Source organism: Rhizobium sp. GW821-FHT14E12 (assembly GCF_058803745.1).
Genome location: NZ_JBXAPH010000004.1, coordinates 87,403 through 103,440, shown reverse-complemented (window position 1 = coordinate 103,440; position 16,038 = coordinate 87,403). Strand labels below are relative to the sequence as shown.

Sequence of the window (16,038 nt, the reverse complement as noted above, 5' to 3'; positions counted from 1 at the left end):
AATTGAACATCGCTACCTTATGTTCTAAGCTCGCGAGTCTCAAGGCGGAAAAACGCCAAAGGAGGGGATGTTGGAGGAATTGAAAGTGCTGCCCCTGACATCGGATCGCTGGGCCGATTTCGAAACGCTCTTCGGGCCGAGCGGCGCCTGCTATGGTTGCTGGTGCACCTATTTCCGCGTTCCGACATCAGCCCGCAAGACAATGGATGGCAATGCCAAGAAGGCGTTCATGCAGGCTCGGGTCGCGGCCGGTCCTTCGCCTGGCATTCTCGGCTATATTGGCGAACGTCCGGTCGCCTGGGCGCAGGTCGGGCCGCGCTCGGAGCTGCCGCAGTGGAATTCCCCGAAAACCGTGTCACGACCGCTCGATCCGGCCGATGCCGAAGACGGCTCGGTCTGGGCCGTGAGCTGCTTCTTCATGAATTCGCGCGATCGCGGCAAGGGATACAGCCATCGCATGCTGTCCGAGGCGGTGAATTTCGCCAAGGCCTCCGGCGCGCGCATTCTTGAAGGCTGTCCGATCGAGCGGACGAAACAGTCGAAATCCGTCGGCCTCTATGTCGGATCGCTGCGGATATTCGAGGCCGCCGGATTTTCCGAAGTGGCAAAACGAAAGGATGGGCGACCGTTGATGCGCCTTGTTCTCTGATGGCGCTCCGGTTGGGCTTAGCGGGCGATATGGGCGTGGATCAATGGCGCGGCCTCAGCCCAGTCGTTCGTCTGGGGAATATCGGCGGGCACGGTCGGGGCCATGCGATGGACGATCGAGTCCGGTCTCAGATTGATCAGAAGGCAGCTTTCGACATGGTCGCGAACCGAATGCAGATTGTGCGCCATGTCGTCGACGAAGGCGACGGGGAGGGGGCGGGCGCCATGCAGGGTCTGCAGGATCGGCCCCTTCGGCTGCAGCGAGGCGATGAGCGGATAGGCAAGGCCGAGCCTGTCGAGAAGGCGGCGGCGCTGGGCCGAGAATTGCGGCGGCATGGCGGTGAGGAAAACGACGTCGGCATCCTTGGAAAAGTCGCCGAGGGCATCGACGACGCGGTCCAGAGGCGTCTGCCACTGTTCCTGCGCTTCGAAAAAGGCCTCGATCAGGCGGTGGACGTCCTTTTCTTCCAAAGCCGTGCCATTGGCCTTCGAAATGATATTGCCGGTCAACCGGAAAGAACGCGGCAGGAATTCATGGCCCTCGGCATCAAGAAAGACCAGGAAAGGCGCGAAGAAATGCAGCACGACATCATCGACGTCGCAGACGACCAGCGGCCGGTCTCCCAGGCGGACATGCGACATATCCAGTTCGAGTGGGGCGTCCATGGTCAATATTCTCCCGAGGAGAGGCCAGGCGGCGAGAAATGCGCCGCGGCCGCCATAACGGTTTCCGGTGCCATCCCGCTTGCCTCGCAGAAGGCAAGCAAGGTCGGCTCATGGTTCATCAGGAAATCCAGCATGCCCGCAAGAAAGGCCGGTTCGTTGATGGCGTTGCGCACCTGTGCCGGCTCGACGCCGGTCAAGGCGAGGAAACGGCCGAACATATCCGGCTCGTTGGCGAGCCAGCCAAGTACCGCGATCGCAGTCTCTTGCGGGTCGGTGGCGGCCTTCTTCGAGTTCTTGAAGTTACTTTGCATTTTGAGAGGTAAGTTACCTATTTTTCAACCAAATGCCGCTAAAGTCCGATTCAAATATTTTTTGGAATCGATTTGTCGCGACCTTATATTTTCAGCAAGTGGATGCAATACCGAATGCAGGGACAGCTCTCCATGCCTAAGCAAGTGATGATTGTAGAAGACAACGAGCTGAATATGAAGCTCTTTCGCGATCTGATCGAGGCGTCAGGCTACACGACGATCCAGACGCGGAACGGTATGGAAGCCCTTGATCTGGCTCGGAAACATCGTCCGGACCTGATCCTCATGGATATCCAGCTTCCCGAAGTTTCGGGGCTGGAAGTGACGAAATGGCTGAAGGAGGATGACGATCTGCACGTCATCCCGGTGATCGCGGTCACTGCCTTTGCGATGAAGGGTGACGAAGAGCGCATCCGTCAGGGCGGCTGCGAAGCCTATGTCTCGAAGCCGATCTCCGTTCCGAAATTCATCGAGACCATCAAGACTTACCTGGGCGACGCCTGAGCGTGGGGAACGACTGATGACGGCGCGCATTCTGGTAGTCGACGATATCCCGGCCAATGTGAAGCTTCTAGAAGCGCGATTGCTGGCCGAGTATTTCGAGGTGCTGACCGCCGAGGACGGCTTGAAGGCGCTCGCCATCTGCGACAGCACGCAGGTGGATCTCGTGCTGCTCGACATCATGATGCCCGGGATGGACGGTTTCGACGTCTGCGAGCGGCTGAAATCCGATCCGCGCACCTCGCATATCCCCGTCGTCATGGTCACGGCGCTGGATCAGCCAACCGATCGTGTGCGGGGCCTGAAAGCCGGCGCCGACGACTTCCTCACTAAGCCGGTGAACGACCTGCAGCTCATCTCGCGCGTCAAGAGCTTGTTGCGGCTGAAGACGCTGAGCGACGAGCTGCGCATGCGCAATGAGACGGCCCGCGATCTCGGCATCGAGGATTTGCTGCGCCTGGGCGATGGCCGTATTGACGAGAGCGGCCATGTCCTCCTGGTTGATGGTCGCGCCAACTCGCAAGAGCGCATCATCCGCGCCCTGAAGCCGATTGCTGAGGTAACGGCGACCTCCGATCCGCAGGCGGCCTTGTTCGAGGCTGCGGAAAAGCCGTTCGAACTGGTCATCGTCAATTCCAATTTCGAAGACTACGACCCGTTGCGGCTTTGCTCTCAACTCCGTTCGCTGGAGCGCACGCGCTTCCTGCCGGTGCTGCTGGTGACGGAGCAGGGGGCCGACGAGATGATCGTCCGGGCGCTTGATCTCGGCGTCAACGACTACATTGTCCGGCCGCTGGATCCGAACGAGCTGGTGGCTCGCAGCCTGACCCAGATCCGCCGCAAGCGCTATAATGATCGTTTGCGCGCCAGCGTGCAGCATACGATCGAGCTTGCCGTCACCGACGCCCTCACGGGCCTCAACAACAGGCGCTATCTCGACAATCACCTGAAGATCCTCTTCAGCCGCTCGCTGGCGCGTGGCCGGCCGCTCTCGATCCTGATCACCGACATCGACCGCTTCAAGCTGGTGAACGATACCTATGGCCATGATGCTGGCGACGAGGTGCTGAAGGAGTTTGCCGCTCGTATCCGCTCCACCGTTCGTGGCGCCGATCTGGCTTGCCGTTATGGCGGCGAGGAGTTCGTGGTGGTGATGCCGGATACGCCCCCGGAAGTTGCCGCCGCCGTTGCCGAACGTCTGCGCGCCGCGGTGGAAACCGTGCCCGTCACGCTGCGGGAAGCGGGAGCCGCGCTTAATATCACCGCCTCTTTCGGCATTTCGTCCCGCCTGGAGTCCATAGAGACGCCCGAGCAACTGATGAAGCAGGCCGATCTCGCCCTTTACGAAGCTAAGAAGGCAGGCCGCAATCGTGTTGTTGCAGCGGCAGCCTGATCCGAACTGATCCAGTGCTCAATTCCTTGGCCCCTTCAATATCCACGGGCTTTTCGGAATTTTGAGCAGCGATCTAAAATTTATAATCATGGGTCCACAGCTATATGCGAACGGATCAGCACTACAGAATAAACGCTATAATTGTCGTATAATTCAACGGAAATACCCACCTGTCCGCGATGATCGAATGTACAATAGTGTATTGCGCGCGATATTCTTGATGGCTTTGAGTTTGAATTGATAGAGAACCATGAGGATTTCACTCATAATATGGCTGTCATTATAGTATGAAATCGTCTTTAAATATCCCTCGCTTGAATTTGCTATGCATACGCTAATTATCTCTTCGTTTTTGCGATGTACTCGCTCGAGGATTGTTATCTTTTCAAGGGATAGAACTGGGTGAAAGCGGGAATTTTAACCATTCGGCCAGACGAGAATTTTTTATCATTAAGAATTTGTTGATTTTCTTTCGATTTCGGGCAAATTTAGTCCCGTACAGAGATAGCCCGCAAGGGTTGGAGAATACCCCATGATGCTCAGGTCCGCCGCATCTCCTGGGTCGTGGGGTCGGTCGGCTGGCAGGCAAATTCAAGCGGTTCCTCGTGCCGTTTTGCAGGCTAGCCGGCCCCCAATTTAAAACGCCGCTCTTCCTTCGGAAGGCGGCGTTTTTCTTTGCTCATAAATATCAGTGGGATGCGTTTTAGATTTTCCTGATCGTCGGCGTCTTCGCAAAGTTTTGCACAGGAAAGAAGGGGCCAAAAAAGAAAAAGGCGCTAACCTTGCGGTTGCGCCTTTTGCTGTAACCAGAAGTTTAGGAAACTTACTTGATCTTCGTTTCCTTGAACTCGACGTGCTTCTTAGCAACCGGGTCGTACTTCGTCTTCGTCATCTTGTCCGTCATCGTACGGCTGTTCTTCGTCGTGACGTAGAAGAAACCGGTGTCGGCCGTCGACAGCAGCTTGATCTTGATAGTGGTAGCCTTGGCCATGGTCGTCCTGCCTTTAAGAAAAATGAAAGCCGTGGACGGCCAGTGCGGAGGTCCACGGCAAATTCTGGCGCGAAAATACAAATCGCGCCCGAAAAGTCAACCTCTGTTGCCCATGAAAAGCAGCCGTATCCCCGAAAGCAGGACATAAAGGCCGAAGAAAAAGGCAATCGCCCAGGCAAAACCGCTGGGGCTGGCAATATCCATGGCGGTGCCGACGGTCGGCGGGCCGAGGACCATGCCGATCGCGTAACAGAAAACGAAGGCGGCATTGGCGGCGACCAGATCGGAGCCCCGCAGGCGCGTTCCGAGGTGGCTGAGGCCTACCGTATACATGCCGGAGACGCAACCGCCCCAGAACAGCAGGATCACCGCCAGAAGGATCCAGTTCGAGGCGAGCGAGGGCAGCAGCAGCGCACCGACGAGCCCGATGGCCGCCATGATCGACAGCAGCGGCCGTTTATCGTGCAATCGGTCGGCAAGCAGCCCGAGAGGGATCTGGAAGATGAAATTGCCAACGCCCATGACGGTCAGCAGCAGGGCTGCCTGTGATTCGTTGAAACCGAGGCGCGTCGCATAGCTGGTGAACAACGATCCGCCGCCGACGGTCACCGCACCGAACACGAAAACGGCGGCCGTGGCCGTCGGCACCAGGAAGATGTAGCGAACGAAATGCAGCTCCGGTTTTTCGTCGACGACCGGGCTCTCATTGCGGGCGATGAAGATCGGTATGGCGGCGGCGAGAATGATGCAGGCACCGATGGCAAACGGCATCAGCCCCTCGCTGCCGACCAGCGAGAACAGCAGGGGACCGGCGGCAAAGCCGAGCGAGAAGACCGTGGAATAGAGACCGAGCACGAAACCGCGCTTGGAGGGTGGGGAGGCGGCGTTGATCCAGAATTCCGACAGGATGAACAGGGTCGTCGTCGAGCCGTGAAAGATCAGGCGCAGCGGAAACCAGAGGACCAGGCTCTCGGCGTAATAGAAGCCCAGGGAGCTCAATGCGGAGAGCACGACGGCCCAGATCATCGTCTGCACCACACCGAAGCGGTGGGCGAGCTTGGTGGTGATCAGGGCCGCTATCATCGCGGCGACCCCCATCATCGCCGTGTTCAGCCCGATCAGGCTCGAGGGAATGCCGCGTTTTTCCAGGATGATGCTGAGAAGCGGAAGGCCGAGGCCGATGGCGATGCCGACAGCGGAAACGGACGAAATAGCGGCGACGAGCGAAGGCCAGTGAATTTCTTCGACATGGCCGGCCTTGCCGTTCGTCGGTTCAGTCATGAATTGATCCTTAGAGCATTTGGCGAACGAATCATTCGCGACGCGGGGGGATAGAAAGGCACGGCACGGCCAAATCCAGGTGACGGTTCGGCTTTCATGGGATCGGTCGCACCCTCCAGAGTGATCCTTTCGACGCCCGGCATGTTCAGACAAGAAACGTCGCCGATGTCAAGCCGTTGGAGATCTGGCAATTCGCGTGAATCACCAATATGCGATGATTCGATGCAGATCCTGGCTGAAGGGTGTAGCGGCACATGCCGACCCTGGCCGGCCGACAAGGCTGGCAATATCCGTTCGATCATGATGTTCAAGAGCGGCCGTTCCCCTGATCCCACTCATCCGGGCTGTCGTCCTGGCCGCCGAAGCCATGCATCCTCAGTGCCCATTGTAGGCCGATGACGCCGCCCTTGATCGGTTGGATGATGGCCAGCGCGGTGACCACCGTGATCGGCGCCCAGATGGCGAGATGGACCCAGACAGGCAGATGAAAGGCCATGTCCGTCATCATGAAGCCACCGACCACGACATGGCCGAGCACAAGGATCACCAGATAGGGCGGCAGGTCGTCGGCGCGCTGGTGGAATATCTCCTCGCCGCAGGCGGCGCAGTGGTCAACCGGTTTCAGGAAGGCACGGAAGAGCTTGCCCGTGCCGCAGCGCGGACAGCGGTTCTGCAAGCCGCGCATGATGGAGCGCCCCAGCGGTCGTTCAGCCTCGTCGGGACCGCCGTAGCGGATCGTGGAATCGGACGGGCTGCTCGTCATGAACGTTTCCTTCCTGCCGGCAGCCGCCGTCTATCGGCGGCCGCGCGGTGGTCTCGTTCCCGGTGCCTTGCGCGCCGGGCTCTTGTTGCGGCGGGTCGCCTTGTGGAAGGAGCGCACCGCTGTCGGCATGGCGCGGCCGTCGCTCAGCATTTCGAAGCGCAGGGCACCGGCAAGAGGGATCGCTTCCGCCAGCCGCACCGTCACGCTGTCGCCAAGACGAAAGCCGAGCCCCGTCTTTTCACCCGTCAGCGCCTGATGCGCCTCATCATAGATGAAATAGTCGGAGCCGAGTGTGGATATAGGGATGAAACCATCGGCGCCATAGTCGGGCAGGGTGACAAAAAGTCCCGACTTGGTCACGCCGCCGACGCGCGCCTCGAATTCCTCGCCGACGCGGCCGGCAAGATGATGGGCGATCAGCCGGTCGACCGTCTCGCGCTCGGCCGCCATGGCGCGGCGCTCGAAGGTGGAGATCTCGGCGGCGATATCGTCGAGCGCTGCCTCCTCGTCCGGCGTGATACCGCCTTCGCCGAGGCCGAGCGAGCCGACGAGGGCGCGATGCACGATCAGATCCGCATAGCGGCGGATCGGCGAGGTGAAATGCGCATATTTCATCAGGTTCAGGCCGAAATGCCCGATATTGTCGGGGCTGTAGATCGCCTGGCTCTGCGAGCGCAACACCATCTCGTTGACCATGGTCTGATGCGGCGTTCCCTCGGCCTTCGCCAGGATGCCGTTGAAGCTGTTGGCGCGGACATTGCCGCCCTTGGCAAGCGCGATGTCGAGCGTCGCGAGGAATTCGCGCAGCACTTCCTGCTTGGCAAGCGTCGGGCCGTCATGAATGCGATAGATCAGCGCCTGCTTCTTCTTCTCCAGCGTCTCGGCGGCGGCCACGTTCGCCTGGATCATCATTTCTTCGATGAGCTTGTGAGCGTCGAGACGCGGCGGCACGATGACGCGATCGACCGTGCCGTCCGGCTTCAGCTGGATCTTGCGTTCGGGCATGTCGAGTTCGAGCGGTTGGCGCCTTTCGCGGCCGCGCTGCATGATCCTGTAGGCGTGCCAGAGCGGCTTCAGGATGGGCTCCAGCATCGATCCGGTCTTGTCGTCCGGCTGGCCGTCGATCGCCGCCTGCGCCTGCTGATAGGACAGCTTGGCGGCACTCCTCATCATGATGCGATGGAAGGTGTGGCCGGCCTTGCGGCCTTCCTTGGAAAAGATCATCCGCACGGCAAGGGCAGGGCGGTCGACACCTTCCTTAAGAGAGCAGAGATCGTTGGAGATGCGCTCCGGCAGCATCGGCACGACGCGGTCCGGGAAATAGACCGAATTGCCGCGCTTCAGGGCCTCGCGGTCGAGCGGGGAATTGGGCCGCACATACCAGGAGACGTCGGCAATGGCGACGGTGACGATCACGCCGTCGGGATTGTCGGGCGAGGGATCCATTTCGGCATAGACGGCGTCGTCATGGTCCTTGGCGTCGGCCGGATCGATGGTGATCAACGGCAGGCTGCGCCAGTCCTCGCGATGCGACATGGTGGCAGGCTTGGCTGCGTCCGCCTCGGCGATGACGGCTGGCGGGAAGACATGCGGAATGCCGTGTGCATAGATGGCGATCATCGAGATCGCCTTTTCCGAGGCGACGGAGCCGACGATCGAGAGAACCTTGGCGCGGGGCAGGCCGAAACGGCCAAGGCGGGCCACTTCGACTTCGACCAGATCGCCGTCCTTGGCGTCGCCGGTATATTCCGGATCGATCACCATTTCCTCGCCGCGCCGCTGGATCGGCATCAGCCGCCCGCCGCCGCCCGGCGTTTCGCGGAAGACGCCCATGGACGCGCCCTGGCGCTTGTCGATGACCTTGATGATGCGTGCGGTATAGGCCGGTCCGCCGCGATCGACGGCCGAAAAGATCTTGGCGAGGATGCGGTCGCCCATGCCGGCGACCGGCGCCTTGCCCTTGCCGTTGCGACCGGCGGGCGAAGAGGACTGCTTGATCATTACTGCCGGGGCCACGCCGTTTTCTTCCGGCCATTCGGTCGGTCGGCCGATCAGGCTGCCGTCCTTGTCGCGCGTGGTGATGTCGAGAACGGCGATCGGCGGCAGCGCGCCGGGACGGATGAGCGACTTGCGGCTCTTCTGCACCATGCCGTCCTGTTCAAGCTCGCGCAGCAGGCTCTTCAGTTCGATGCGGGCCTCGCCCTTCAGCCCGAAGGCCTTGGCGAGTTCGCGCTTGGACGCCTGCTGCGGATGATCGGCGATGAAGCGCAGGAGAACCTCGCGTGGCGGCAGGACGCCGTGGATGATCGCCGCCATCGGCTCCGCGTCGCCGCTGTTTTTCGTCACGCGGCCAACCTTGCCGGAGCGGTGCTCCGGCGATGAATTCCTGCCGCGTGGTTCTCTGCTCACTCTGCACTCTTCTTCGTTGTCTTCGCCTTGGAGGCTGCTTTGGCCTTCGGCTTGGCGGTGGTCTTCGTCGTCTTGCTTGCGGCCGCTGCCGTCTTGGCTTTGGCCTTGGCGGGTGCCCTGGCCGGCTTCCCGCCGCCGGACTTGCCGGCCTTGGCAACGATTAGCGCCAGCGCTTCTTCGACCGTGATCGCCTGCGGATCAGAGCCCTTCGGCAGCGTGGCGTTGACTTTGCCCCAGTTGACATAGGGTCCGTATTTGCCGTCGCGAACGGTGATCGAGCCGCCGCCATCGGGATGGGCGCCGAGATCCTTCAGCGCCGCGGGCGTGCCGCGTCCGCCGCCTGCCTTGCTCTGCTTTTCAGCAAGCACGGTCACGGCGCGGTTGAGGCCGACGGTGAAGACGTCTTCCACGGTCTCAAGATTGGCGTAGCTGCCGTCATGCAAAAGGAACGGCCCGTAGCGGCCGATGCCGGACGAGATCATCTTGCCGCTTTCGGGATGCTTGCCGATATCGCGCGGAAGCGAGATCAGCGCCATGGCCTTTTCATAGTCGATTTCTTCCGGCTTCCAGCCCTTCGGCAGCGAGGCGCGCTTGGCTTCCTTGCCGTCGCCACGCTGGATATAGGGTCCGAAACGGCCCGAACGCAGCGTCAGCTCCTCGTTGGTCACAGGATCGGTGCCGAGCGCCTTCGGTTCGCTCAGGCCCGAAGACTCGGCTTCCGTGCCGCCTTCCGAGGAAAGCTGGCGCGTAAAGTTGCATTCCGGATAGTTCGAGCAGCCGACGAAGGCGCCGTATTTGCCGAGCTTCAATGAAAGGTTGCCCGTGCCGCAAACCTGGCAGATGCGCGGATCGCTGCCGTCCTCGCGCTTCGGGAAGACCAATGGCGCCAGCGCTTCGTTCAGCGCATCAAGCACATTGGTGACGCGCAACTCCTTGGTGTCCTCGATCTGGGCGAAGAAATCGCGCCAGAAGTCGCGCAATACGTCCTTCCAGTTCAATTCGCCGGCCGAGATGCGGTCGAGTTTCTCTTCGAGATCGGCGGTGAAATCGTATTCGACATATTTGGTGAAGAAGCTTTCGAGGAAGGCTGTCACCAGCCGGCCCTTGGCCTGCGGTAGCAGCTTGCGCTTGTCGATCGTCACATAATCGCGGTCGCGCAGTGTCGCCAGCGTCGCCGCATAGGTCGACGGTCGGCCGATGCCGAGCTCTTCCATCTTCTTGATCAGCGACGCCTCAGAATAACGCGGCGGCGGTTCGGTGAAATGCTGCGTCGAGTTGATCTTCTGCTTGGCGAGGTTTTCGCGCGCATTGATCTCCGGCAGGCGGCCATCTTCGTCGTCGGCATCGTCACTCTGCTCGCCGTCTTCTTTCTGGTCGGTATAGGCGGCAATGAAACCGTCGAAGCGGATCACCGAACCCACAGCGCGCAAGCCAGCCTTCTGGCCGCCATTGTCGGCGAGGATCTCGACGGTGGTGCGTTCAATCTCGGCCGAGGCCATCTGGCTGGCGATGCCACGCTTCCAGACGAGATCGTAAAGCCGCAGCTGGTCGGCATCGAGGTATTTGCGGACGCGATCCGGCGTGCGGTCGAAATCGGTCGGGCGGATTGCTTCGTGCGCTTCCTGGGCGTTCTTCGCCTTGGTCGAGTAGAGACGGGCCTTTTCCGGGAGATAGCGGTTGCCGAACTGATCGGCGATAGCAGTGCGTGCCGCATCGATCGCTTCCGGTGCCATCTGCACGCCGTCGGTACGCATATAGGTAATGAGACCGACGGTCTCGCCGCCGATGTCGACACCTTCATAAAGCTTCTGTGCCACCTGCATGGTGCGCGAAGCCGAGAAGCCGAGCTTGGAGGAGGCGGCCTGCTGCAGGGTGGAGGTGGTGAAGGGTGGGCTCGGATTGCGCTTGACCGGCTTTGCCTCGACGGTGTCGACGACATAGGAGGCGCCTTCCAGCAGCGCCTTCAGATTGCCGGCATCTTCGCCATTGCCGATGGCACGCGGCTGCAGGCGCTTGCCGTTGGCAGCCACGAGCCGGGCCTCGAACTCGTCGCCGCGCGTCGTCTTCAGGATCGCCGAGAGGTTCCAGTATTCTTCCGAGATAAAGCGTTCGATCTCGGATTCGCGGTCGCAGACGAGGCGAAGCGCCACCGACTGGACGCGTCCGGCCGAACGGGCGCCCGGCAGCTTGCGCCAAAGCACCGGCGAGAGGTTGAAGCCGACGAGATAATCGAGCGCGCGTCGAGCGAGATAGGCGTCGACCAGCGGCACGTCGATGTCGCGCGGGTCGGCCATTGCGTCGAGCACGGCCTTCTTGGTGATGGCGTTGAAGACGACGCGCTTGACGGGCTTACCGTTGATGACGCGCTTCTTGTTGAGAAGATCGAGCACATGCCAGGAGATCGCTTCACCCTCGCGATCCGGGTCGGTCGCGAGAAACAGGCCGTCGGCGGATTTCACCGCGTCGGCGATGTCCTTCATGCGTTTTTGCGAGGCGGCGTCGACTTCCCACAGCATTTCGAAGTCTTGATCGGGCAGCACTGAGCCGTCCTTGGCGGGCAGGTCTCGCACATGGCCAAAGGAGGCAAGAACCGTATATCCGGGTCCCAGATATTTGTTGATTGTCTTGGCCTTGGCAGGCGATTCCACCACTACTACGTTCATCATAAATCTCTGAATAAGAGGTCGCGCCGAAAAAAGGCGCGGGAAAGACCGGGTATTTTCGCTCCCCGGCCTTTCGACATGGACAGGGAATTCGTCGCGGTCAAGAGGCGATGTCGATTTTTGCCGTCGGCTCGATGCCGCAATCTCTGCCGGATGGCATCAGTGTTACATCCCGAGGAAATGCTTGCTGACGCTTTCGACGAGGCTGCTGCCATCATATCGGGATGATCGGCCATGCTTTCAATCCAGCATTGAGATCGACACCAGTCCGCCGGGATGTCGGTGCAGCCGGCCGGCCATATCCAGTTCGAGCAGCACGGAATGGACCGAGGACACCGACAGGCCGGTATGCCGGATGATGTCGTCGATCTCCACCGGTGTCGGTCCGAGCGCGTCGACGATCTGGTCGCGGTCGGTATCGTCGGGTGGCGGCGACAGCGGCTTGCCGCTCTTTTCGACCGGCGTCTCGGCAGACTGCGGGCGGAAGAGGTCGGGTTCGGCCAGCGGCCGCAGCGCCTCGACAATATCCTCGGGACGGGTGACGATGATCGCGCCGTCCTTCAGCAAGCCGTTGGTGCCTTCGCAACGGGGATCGAGCGGCGAGCCGGGGACGGCAAAGACCAGTCGACCGAATTCGCCGGCAAGGCGCGCGGTGATCAGCGAGCCGGATCGAGTCGCTGCCTCGACCACGACGAGGCCGAGGGAAATGCCTGCGATCAGCCGATTGCGGCGCGGGAAATCGCGTGCGCGGGGTTCCCAGCCGAACGGCATTTCACTGACGGCAAGGCCGTTGCCGTCCCATATTTCATTCAGCAGGCCGACATTTTCGGGCGGATAGGGCTGGTCGAGCCCGCCGGCCATGGCGGCGATTGTACCGGTCTCCAGGCTGGCTCGGTGTGCTGCCGTATCGATGCCGCGGGCAAGTCCCGAGATGACGGCATAGCCGGCCTGGCCACAGGTACGGGCAATCATTGCCGCGAATTTCGCGCCGCTGATCGAGGCGTTGCGCGAACCGACGATGCCGATGGCGGGCCGAACCGCCGTCGATAGGTTGCCTTTGACAGTCAGAAGCGGCGGCGCGCCGTCGATCTCTTTCAGGGCTTGCGGATAGCCCGGTTCGCCGATGCCGACAAAGCGGGCGCCGAAGCGGTGCGCCGCTTCCAGTTCCCGCAGCGCATCCTGCTCGCTGGCGATGCGGATCACTCGCGTTGAGCCGCCGCGCTGCGACAGGTCCGGCAAGGCGGCGAGCGCGGCTTCGGCGGAGCCGTAATGTTGGATGAGATCGCGAAAGGTCGAGGGGCCGACATTGTCGGAGCGGATGAGCCTGAGCCAGGCGATCCTTTGTTTTTCCGTCAGCGCAATTCCGGTTCGTCCTGCGCTGCCTGCGACCATTACCCCTTCGCTCCGATCTTGGTTTCCGTGCCGGCGGTCAGCCTGACGATATTGGCCCGGTGCTTGTACCAGGAGATGACGGTCATCAGCGCCATGACGGCGGCAATCTTGTCGGCGCCCAGTATCCACAATGCAACCGGAATGACAAGGGTTGCAACCAGCGCGGAAAGAGAGGAGTAGCGCGTGGTGAAGGCGATGACCAGCCAGATGATGGCAAAGATCAAGGCCATGAATGGGGCAAGACCGAGCAAAATGCCCAGGTAGGTCGCAACACCCTTGCCGCCCTTGAACCCGATCCAGACCGGGAAGATATGGCCGATGAAGGCGGCAAAGCCGGCAAGTATGGCTGCGTCCTCACCGAAAAAATGCCAGACGATCAATACGGCTGCGGTGCCCTTGAAGGCATCAAGGAGCAACGTCGCCGCTGCCAGGCCCTTGTTACCGGTGCGCAGCACATTCGTTGCACCGATATTGCCCGACCCGATATTGCGGACATCGCCAAGGCCGGCCATGCGCGTCAGGACCAGGCCGAAGGGGATGGAGCCGAGCAGGTAGCCGATGACGGCTGCTGCGAGCGCAGTCTGCGGGGAGAGCTGCCAAGTCCAGAATTGCGCCATCACGTCTTATTCTCCATAAGCCCTAGCTTTGCCTACAGACTGTGAACCAGCTTGCCCGCGACATAGGTCGCAACGGCCCGGCCGCTCATTCTTGCGTCTTCGAACGGTGTATTCTTCGAGCGCGACAGAAGCATGTCTTTGGCAACAAGCCAAGGCTCGTCGAGATCGATAAGGGCAATATCCGCCTTCGCGCCCGGCTTCAGCGTGCCGGCGTCGAGGCCGAAGATCTGCGCCGGCCGCGTCGACAGGGCGTCGATGAGCCGCATCAGGCTGACCTGGCCGCTATGATGCAGGCGAAGGGCTGCGGCAAGCAGCGTCTCCAGCCCGATCGCGCCGTCTTCCGCCTCTCCGAAAGGAAGGCGCTTCGTGTCCACATCCTGCGGATCGTGCGAGGAGACGATGATGTCGATGGTGCCGTCCGCCAGCGCTTCGGTCATTGCCGTCCGGTCGTCTTCGGAACGCAGCGGCGGATAGAGCTTGAAGAAGGTGCGGTATTCGCCGATGTCGTTTTCGTTCAGCGCCAGATTGTTGATCGAGATGCCGCAGGTGACCTTTGCGCCGCGCGAGCGGGCAAGGCGAATGGCCTCTGCCGATTCCGGCACCGAGATCATCGCCGCGTGATAATGGCTGCGCGTCAGGGCGGCGATCCTGAGATCGCGCTCGAGCGGAATGAGTTCGGCTTCTTTCGGAATGCCGGAAAGGCCGAGCCAGCTGGCAAACAGTCCCTCATGCATGACACCGTTGGCGCCGAGATATTTGTCGCGGGTCTCGCAGGAGATGACGGCGCCGAATTCGCGCGCATAGGTCATGATCCGACGCAGAACCTGGGTGTCGTGGACGCCGGAATGGGCGTCGGTGAAGACGACGGCGCCGGCCTCGCGCAGGAGCCCCACTTCCGTCATTTCCTCGCCGGCGAGGCCCTTGGTGATTGCCGCTGCTGGATAGACATTCACGACAGCCGTGTCGCGCGCTGTCTTCTTGACGAATTCGACCAGCGCGATGTCGTCGATGATCGGATCGGTATCCGGCATCATGATAAAGGAAGTCACGCCACCGGCTGCCGCCGCGCGGCTTGCCGAGGCGATGGTCTCGCGATGTTCGCCGCCGGGCTCGCCGACATGCACGCGGGCATCGACCAGGCCGGGGACGGCAACGAGGCCGGTGCAATCGCGCACTTCGGCACCCTTCGGCGCGGCCTGGGCTTTCGCATCCTTGCCGGCGGAGACGATGATACCGTTTTCGACGATGATCGTGCCGACCTCGTCGAGATTGCGCGAGGGGTCGATGATGCGGACGTTCTGGAGGACGATCGAGTTGCTCATGCGCCAGCTCCCTCGGTGCGCGGCCCCTGGTTCTGCGAGATCAGCAGCGTCTCCATGACCGCCATGCGCACCGCGACGCCCATTTCCACCTGCTCGGCGATAACGCTCTGCGGGCCGTCGGCGACTTCGGAAGCAATCTCCACGCCACGGTTCATCGGGCCAGGATGCATGACTAGGGCATCCTCCTTGGCCGCCTTCAGCGTCTCGGCGTCGAGACCATAGAAGCGATAATATTCACGCACCGACGGCACGAAGGCGCCGGACATACGCTCGCGCTGCAAGCGCAGCATCATCACTACGTCGGCGTCCTTCAGCCCTTCCTTCATGGAATGAAAGACTTCGACACCCATATCCGCGATCCCGGCGGGCAGGAGCGTGGCAGGGGCGACCACACGGACGCGCGCGCCCATGGCGTTCAGCAGCAGAATGTTGGAGCGGGCGACGCGCGAATGCAGAACGTCTCCGCAGATCGCGACGATGATGCGCGACAGCTTGCCCTTGGCGCGGCGGATGGTCAGCGCGTCGAGCAGCGCCTGTGTCGGATGCTCGTGCTGGCCGTCGCCGGCATTGACCACCGAGCAGGAGACCTTTTGTGCCAGCAGCGCGGCGGCGCCGGCGCTGGAATGGCGGATGACCAGCACGTCGGGGCGCATGGCGTTCAGCGTCATCGCCGTGTCGATGAGCGTCTCGCCCTTCTTCACCGAAGAGTTGCCGACCGACATGTTCATCACGTCGGCGCCGAGCCGTTTGCCGGCCAGCTCGAAAGAAGCTTGCGTGCGGGTCGATGCCTCGAAAAAGAGATTGATCTGCGTCAGCCCGCGAAGCGTCGATGTCTTCTTTTCGCGCTGGCGGCTAATCTTCACCGCTTCGTCGGCCTTGTCGAGAAGATAGGTGATATCCTGCTCGGTGAGGCCTTTGATGCCGATGAGGTGGCGGTGGGGAAAGAAGACCATGAAGCTGCCCTCTGGATTTCGTCAGGGCGTCTATAAAGAGGGAGGGCCTCAGGGGCAAGCGCGGGCTTTGGATAAGCGCATTTGTTCCCCATGCAATTTGATTCGAATCTCGTTACAGCGCTAATCTC

Annotated in this window: 15 protein-coding genes; 3 read left to right on the top strand and 12 right to left on the bottom strand. The window is 61.2% G+C overall.

The features are described 5' to 3' along the window. The first annotated feature begins 67 nt into the window (after nt 1–67). Nucleotides 68–649, top strand: coding sequence for a GNAT family N-acetyltransferase (locus AC1RO0_RS17395; RefSeq protein ID WP_498594106.1), 582 nt, complete (start codon nt 68–70; stop codon nt 647–649). Between the two features lie 17 nt (nt 650–666). Here the strand turns inward: AC1RO0_RS17395 and AC1RO0_RS17390 are convergent, their stop codons facing one another. Both AC1RO0_RS17390 and AC1RO0_RS17385 read right to left on the bottom strand, forming a co-directional pair. Further along, nucleotides 667–1,314: a hypothetical protein gene (locus AC1RO0_RS17390; protein ID WP_498594105.1), complete on the bottom strand. Its 648-nt coding sequence runs from the start codon at nt 1,312–1,314 to the stop codon at nt 667–669. Nucleotides 1,315–1,316: 2 nt separating this feature from the next. Next, complete coding sequence (locus AC1RO0_RS17385) at nt 1,317–1,625, bottom strand: DUF3572 domain-containing protein (protein ID WP_436027247.1); 309 nt, start codon at nt 1,623–1,625, stop codon at nt 1,317–1,319. Between the two features lie 132 nt (nt 1,626–1,757). On the opposite strand from AC1RO0_RS17385, the gene AC1RO0_RS17380 reads away from it, so the two are divergent. Next, nucleotides 1,758–2,129 carry a response regulator gene (locus AC1RO0_RS17380; protein WP_028754034.1) on the top strand — a complete coding sequence of 124 codons (372 nt, stop codon included), beginning with the start codon at nt 1,758–1,760 and terminating at the stop codon, nt 2,127–2,129. Nucleotides 2,130–2,145: 16 nt separating this feature from the next. Then, nucleotides 2,146–3,519: a PleD family two-component system response regulator gene (locus AC1RO0_RS17375; protein WP_498594104.1), complete on the top strand. Its 1,374-nt coding sequence runs from the start codon at nt 2,146–2,148 to the stop codon at nt 3,517–3,519. An 823-nt stretch (nt 3,520–4,342) separates the two neighbouring features. On the opposite strand, the gene rpmG is transcribed toward AC1RO0_RS17375, so the two are convergent. The 10 genes from rpmG to AC1RO0_RS17325 all read right to left on the bottom strand — a co-directional run bounded on the left by rpmG (nt 4,343) and on the right by AC1RO0_RS17325 (nt 15,910). Further along, on the bottom strand, nt 4,343–4,510 hold the full coding sequence (rpmG, locus tag AC1RO0_RS17370; RefSeq protein ID WP_003547442.1) for a 50S ribosomal protein L33: 168 nt from the start codon (nt 4,508–4,510) through the stop codon (nt 4,343–4,345). Nucleotides 4,511–4,606: 96 nt separating this feature from the next. Beyond that, complete coding sequence (locus tag AC1RO0_RS17365) at nt 4,607–5,791, bottom strand: MFS transporter (RefSeq protein ID WP_498594103.1); 1,185 nt, start codon at nt 5,789–5,791, stop codon at nt 4,607–4,609. Next, nucleotides 5,788–6,102, bottom strand: coding sequence for a hypothetical protein (locus tag AC1RO0_RS17360; RefSeq protein ID WP_498594102.1), 315 nt, complete (start codon nt 6,100–6,102; stop codon nt 5,788–5,790). Before AC1RO0_RS17360 ends, AC1RO0_RS17365 begins: the two co-directional genes overlap by 4 nt. Further along, nucleotides 6,099–6,554, bottom strand: a complete 456-nt coding sequence (locus AC1RO0_RS17355) for a DUF983 domain-containing protein (protein WP_498594101.1) — start codon at nt 6,552–6,554, stop codon at nt 6,099–6,101. Before AC1RO0_RS17355 ends, AC1RO0_RS17360 begins: the two co-directional genes overlap by 4 nt. Nucleotides 6,555–6,584: 30 nt before the next feature. Beyond that, entirely contained in the window at nt 6,585–8,963 is a 2,379-nt protein-coding gene (rnr, locus tag AC1RO0_RS17350) for a ribonuclease R (RefSeq protein ID WP_498594100.1), read from the bottom strand. Continuing rightward, complete coding sequence (topA, locus tag AC1RO0_RS17345) at nt 8,960–11,626, bottom strand: type I DNA topoisomerase (protein WP_498594099.1); 2,667 nt, start codon at nt 11,624–11,626, stop codon at nt 8,960–8,962. Before topA ends, rnr begins: the two co-directional genes overlap by 4 nt. A 240-nt stretch (nt 11,627–11,866) precedes the next feature. After that, nucleotides 11,867–13,018: a DNA-processing protein DprA gene (gene dprA, locus AC1RO0_RS17340; RefSeq protein ID WP_498594098.1), complete on the bottom strand. Its 1,152-nt coding sequence runs from the start codon at nt 13,016–13,018 to the stop codon at nt 11,867–11,869. Next, complete coding sequence (gene plsY / locus AC1RO0_RS17335; protein ID WP_498594427.1) at nt 13,018–13,635, bottom strand: glycerol-3-phosphate 1-O-acyltransferase PlsY; 618 nt, start codon at nt 13,633–13,635, stop codon at nt 13,018–13,020. Before plsY ends, dprA begins: the two co-directional genes overlap by 1 nt. A 32-nt stretch (nt 13,636–13,667) precedes the next feature. Beyond that, nucleotides 13,668–14,957: a dihydroorotase gene (locus AC1RO0_RS17330; RefSeq protein ID WP_498594097.1), complete on the bottom strand. Its 1,290-nt coding sequence runs from the start codon at nt 14,955–14,957 to the stop codon at nt 13,668–13,670. Next, on the bottom strand, nt 14,954–15,910 hold the full coding sequence (locus AC1RO0_RS17325) for an aspartate carbamoyltransferase catalytic subunit (RefSeq protein WP_498594096.1): 957 nt from the start codon (nt 15,908–15,910) through the stop codon (nt 14,954–14,956). The genes AC1RO0_RS17330 and AC1RO0_RS17325 overlap by 4 nt, the downstream gene beginning before the upstream one ends. Between the last annotated feature and the right edge of the window lie 128 nt (nt 15,911–16,038).

Coding starts and splice junctions, on each gene's coding strand:
- AC1RO0_RS17395 (WP_498594106.1), top strand. CDS start 68: ATGTTGGAGGAATTGAAAGTGCTGCCCCTGACATCGGATCGCTGGGCC.
- AC1RO0_RS17390 (WP_498594105.1), bottom strand. CDS start 1,314: ATGGACGCCCCACTCGAACTGGATATGTCGCATGTCCGCCTGGGAGAC.
- AC1RO0_RS17385 (WP_436027247.1), bottom strand. CDS start 1,625: ATGCAAAGTAACTTCAAGAACTCGAAGAAGGCCGCCACCGACCCGCAA.
- AC1RO0_RS17380 (WP_028754034.1), top strand. CDS start 1,758: ATGCCTAAGCAAGTGATGATTGTAGAAGACAACGAGCTGAATATGAAG.
- AC1RO0_RS17375 (WP_498594104.1), top strand. CDS start 2,146: ATGACGGCGCGCATTCTGGTAGTCGACGATATCCCGGCCAATGTGAAG.
- rpmG (WP_003547442.1), bottom strand. CDS start 4,510: ATGGCCAAGGCTACCACTATCAAGATCAAGCTGCTGTCGACGGCCGAC.
- AC1RO0_RS17365 (WP_498594103.1), bottom strand. CDS start 5,791: ATGACTGAACCGACGAACGGCAAGGCCGGCCATGTCGAAGAAATTCAC.
- AC1RO0_RS17355 (WP_498594101.1), bottom strand. CDS start 6,554: ATGACGAGCAGCCCGTCCGATTCCACGATCCGCTACGGCGGTCCCGAC.
- topA (WP_498594099.1), bottom strand. CDS start 11,626: ATGAACGTAGTAGTGGTGGAATCGCCTGCCAAGGCCAAGACAATCAAC.
- dprA (WP_498594098.1), bottom strand. CDS start 13,018: ATGGTCGCAGGCAGCGCAGGACGAACCGGAATTGCGCTGACGGAAAAA.
- plsY (WP_498594427.1), bottom strand. CDS start 13,635: ATGGCGCAATTCTGGACTTGGCAGCTCTCCCCGCAGACTGCGCTCGCA.
- AC1RO0_RS17330 (WP_498594097.1), bottom strand. CDS start 14,957: ATGAGCAACTCGATCGTCCTCCAGAACGTCCGCATCATCGACCCCTCG.
- AC1RO0_RS17325 (WP_498594096.1), bottom strand. CDS start 15,910: ATGGTCTTCTTTCCCCACCGCCACCTCATCGGCATCAAAGGCCTCACC.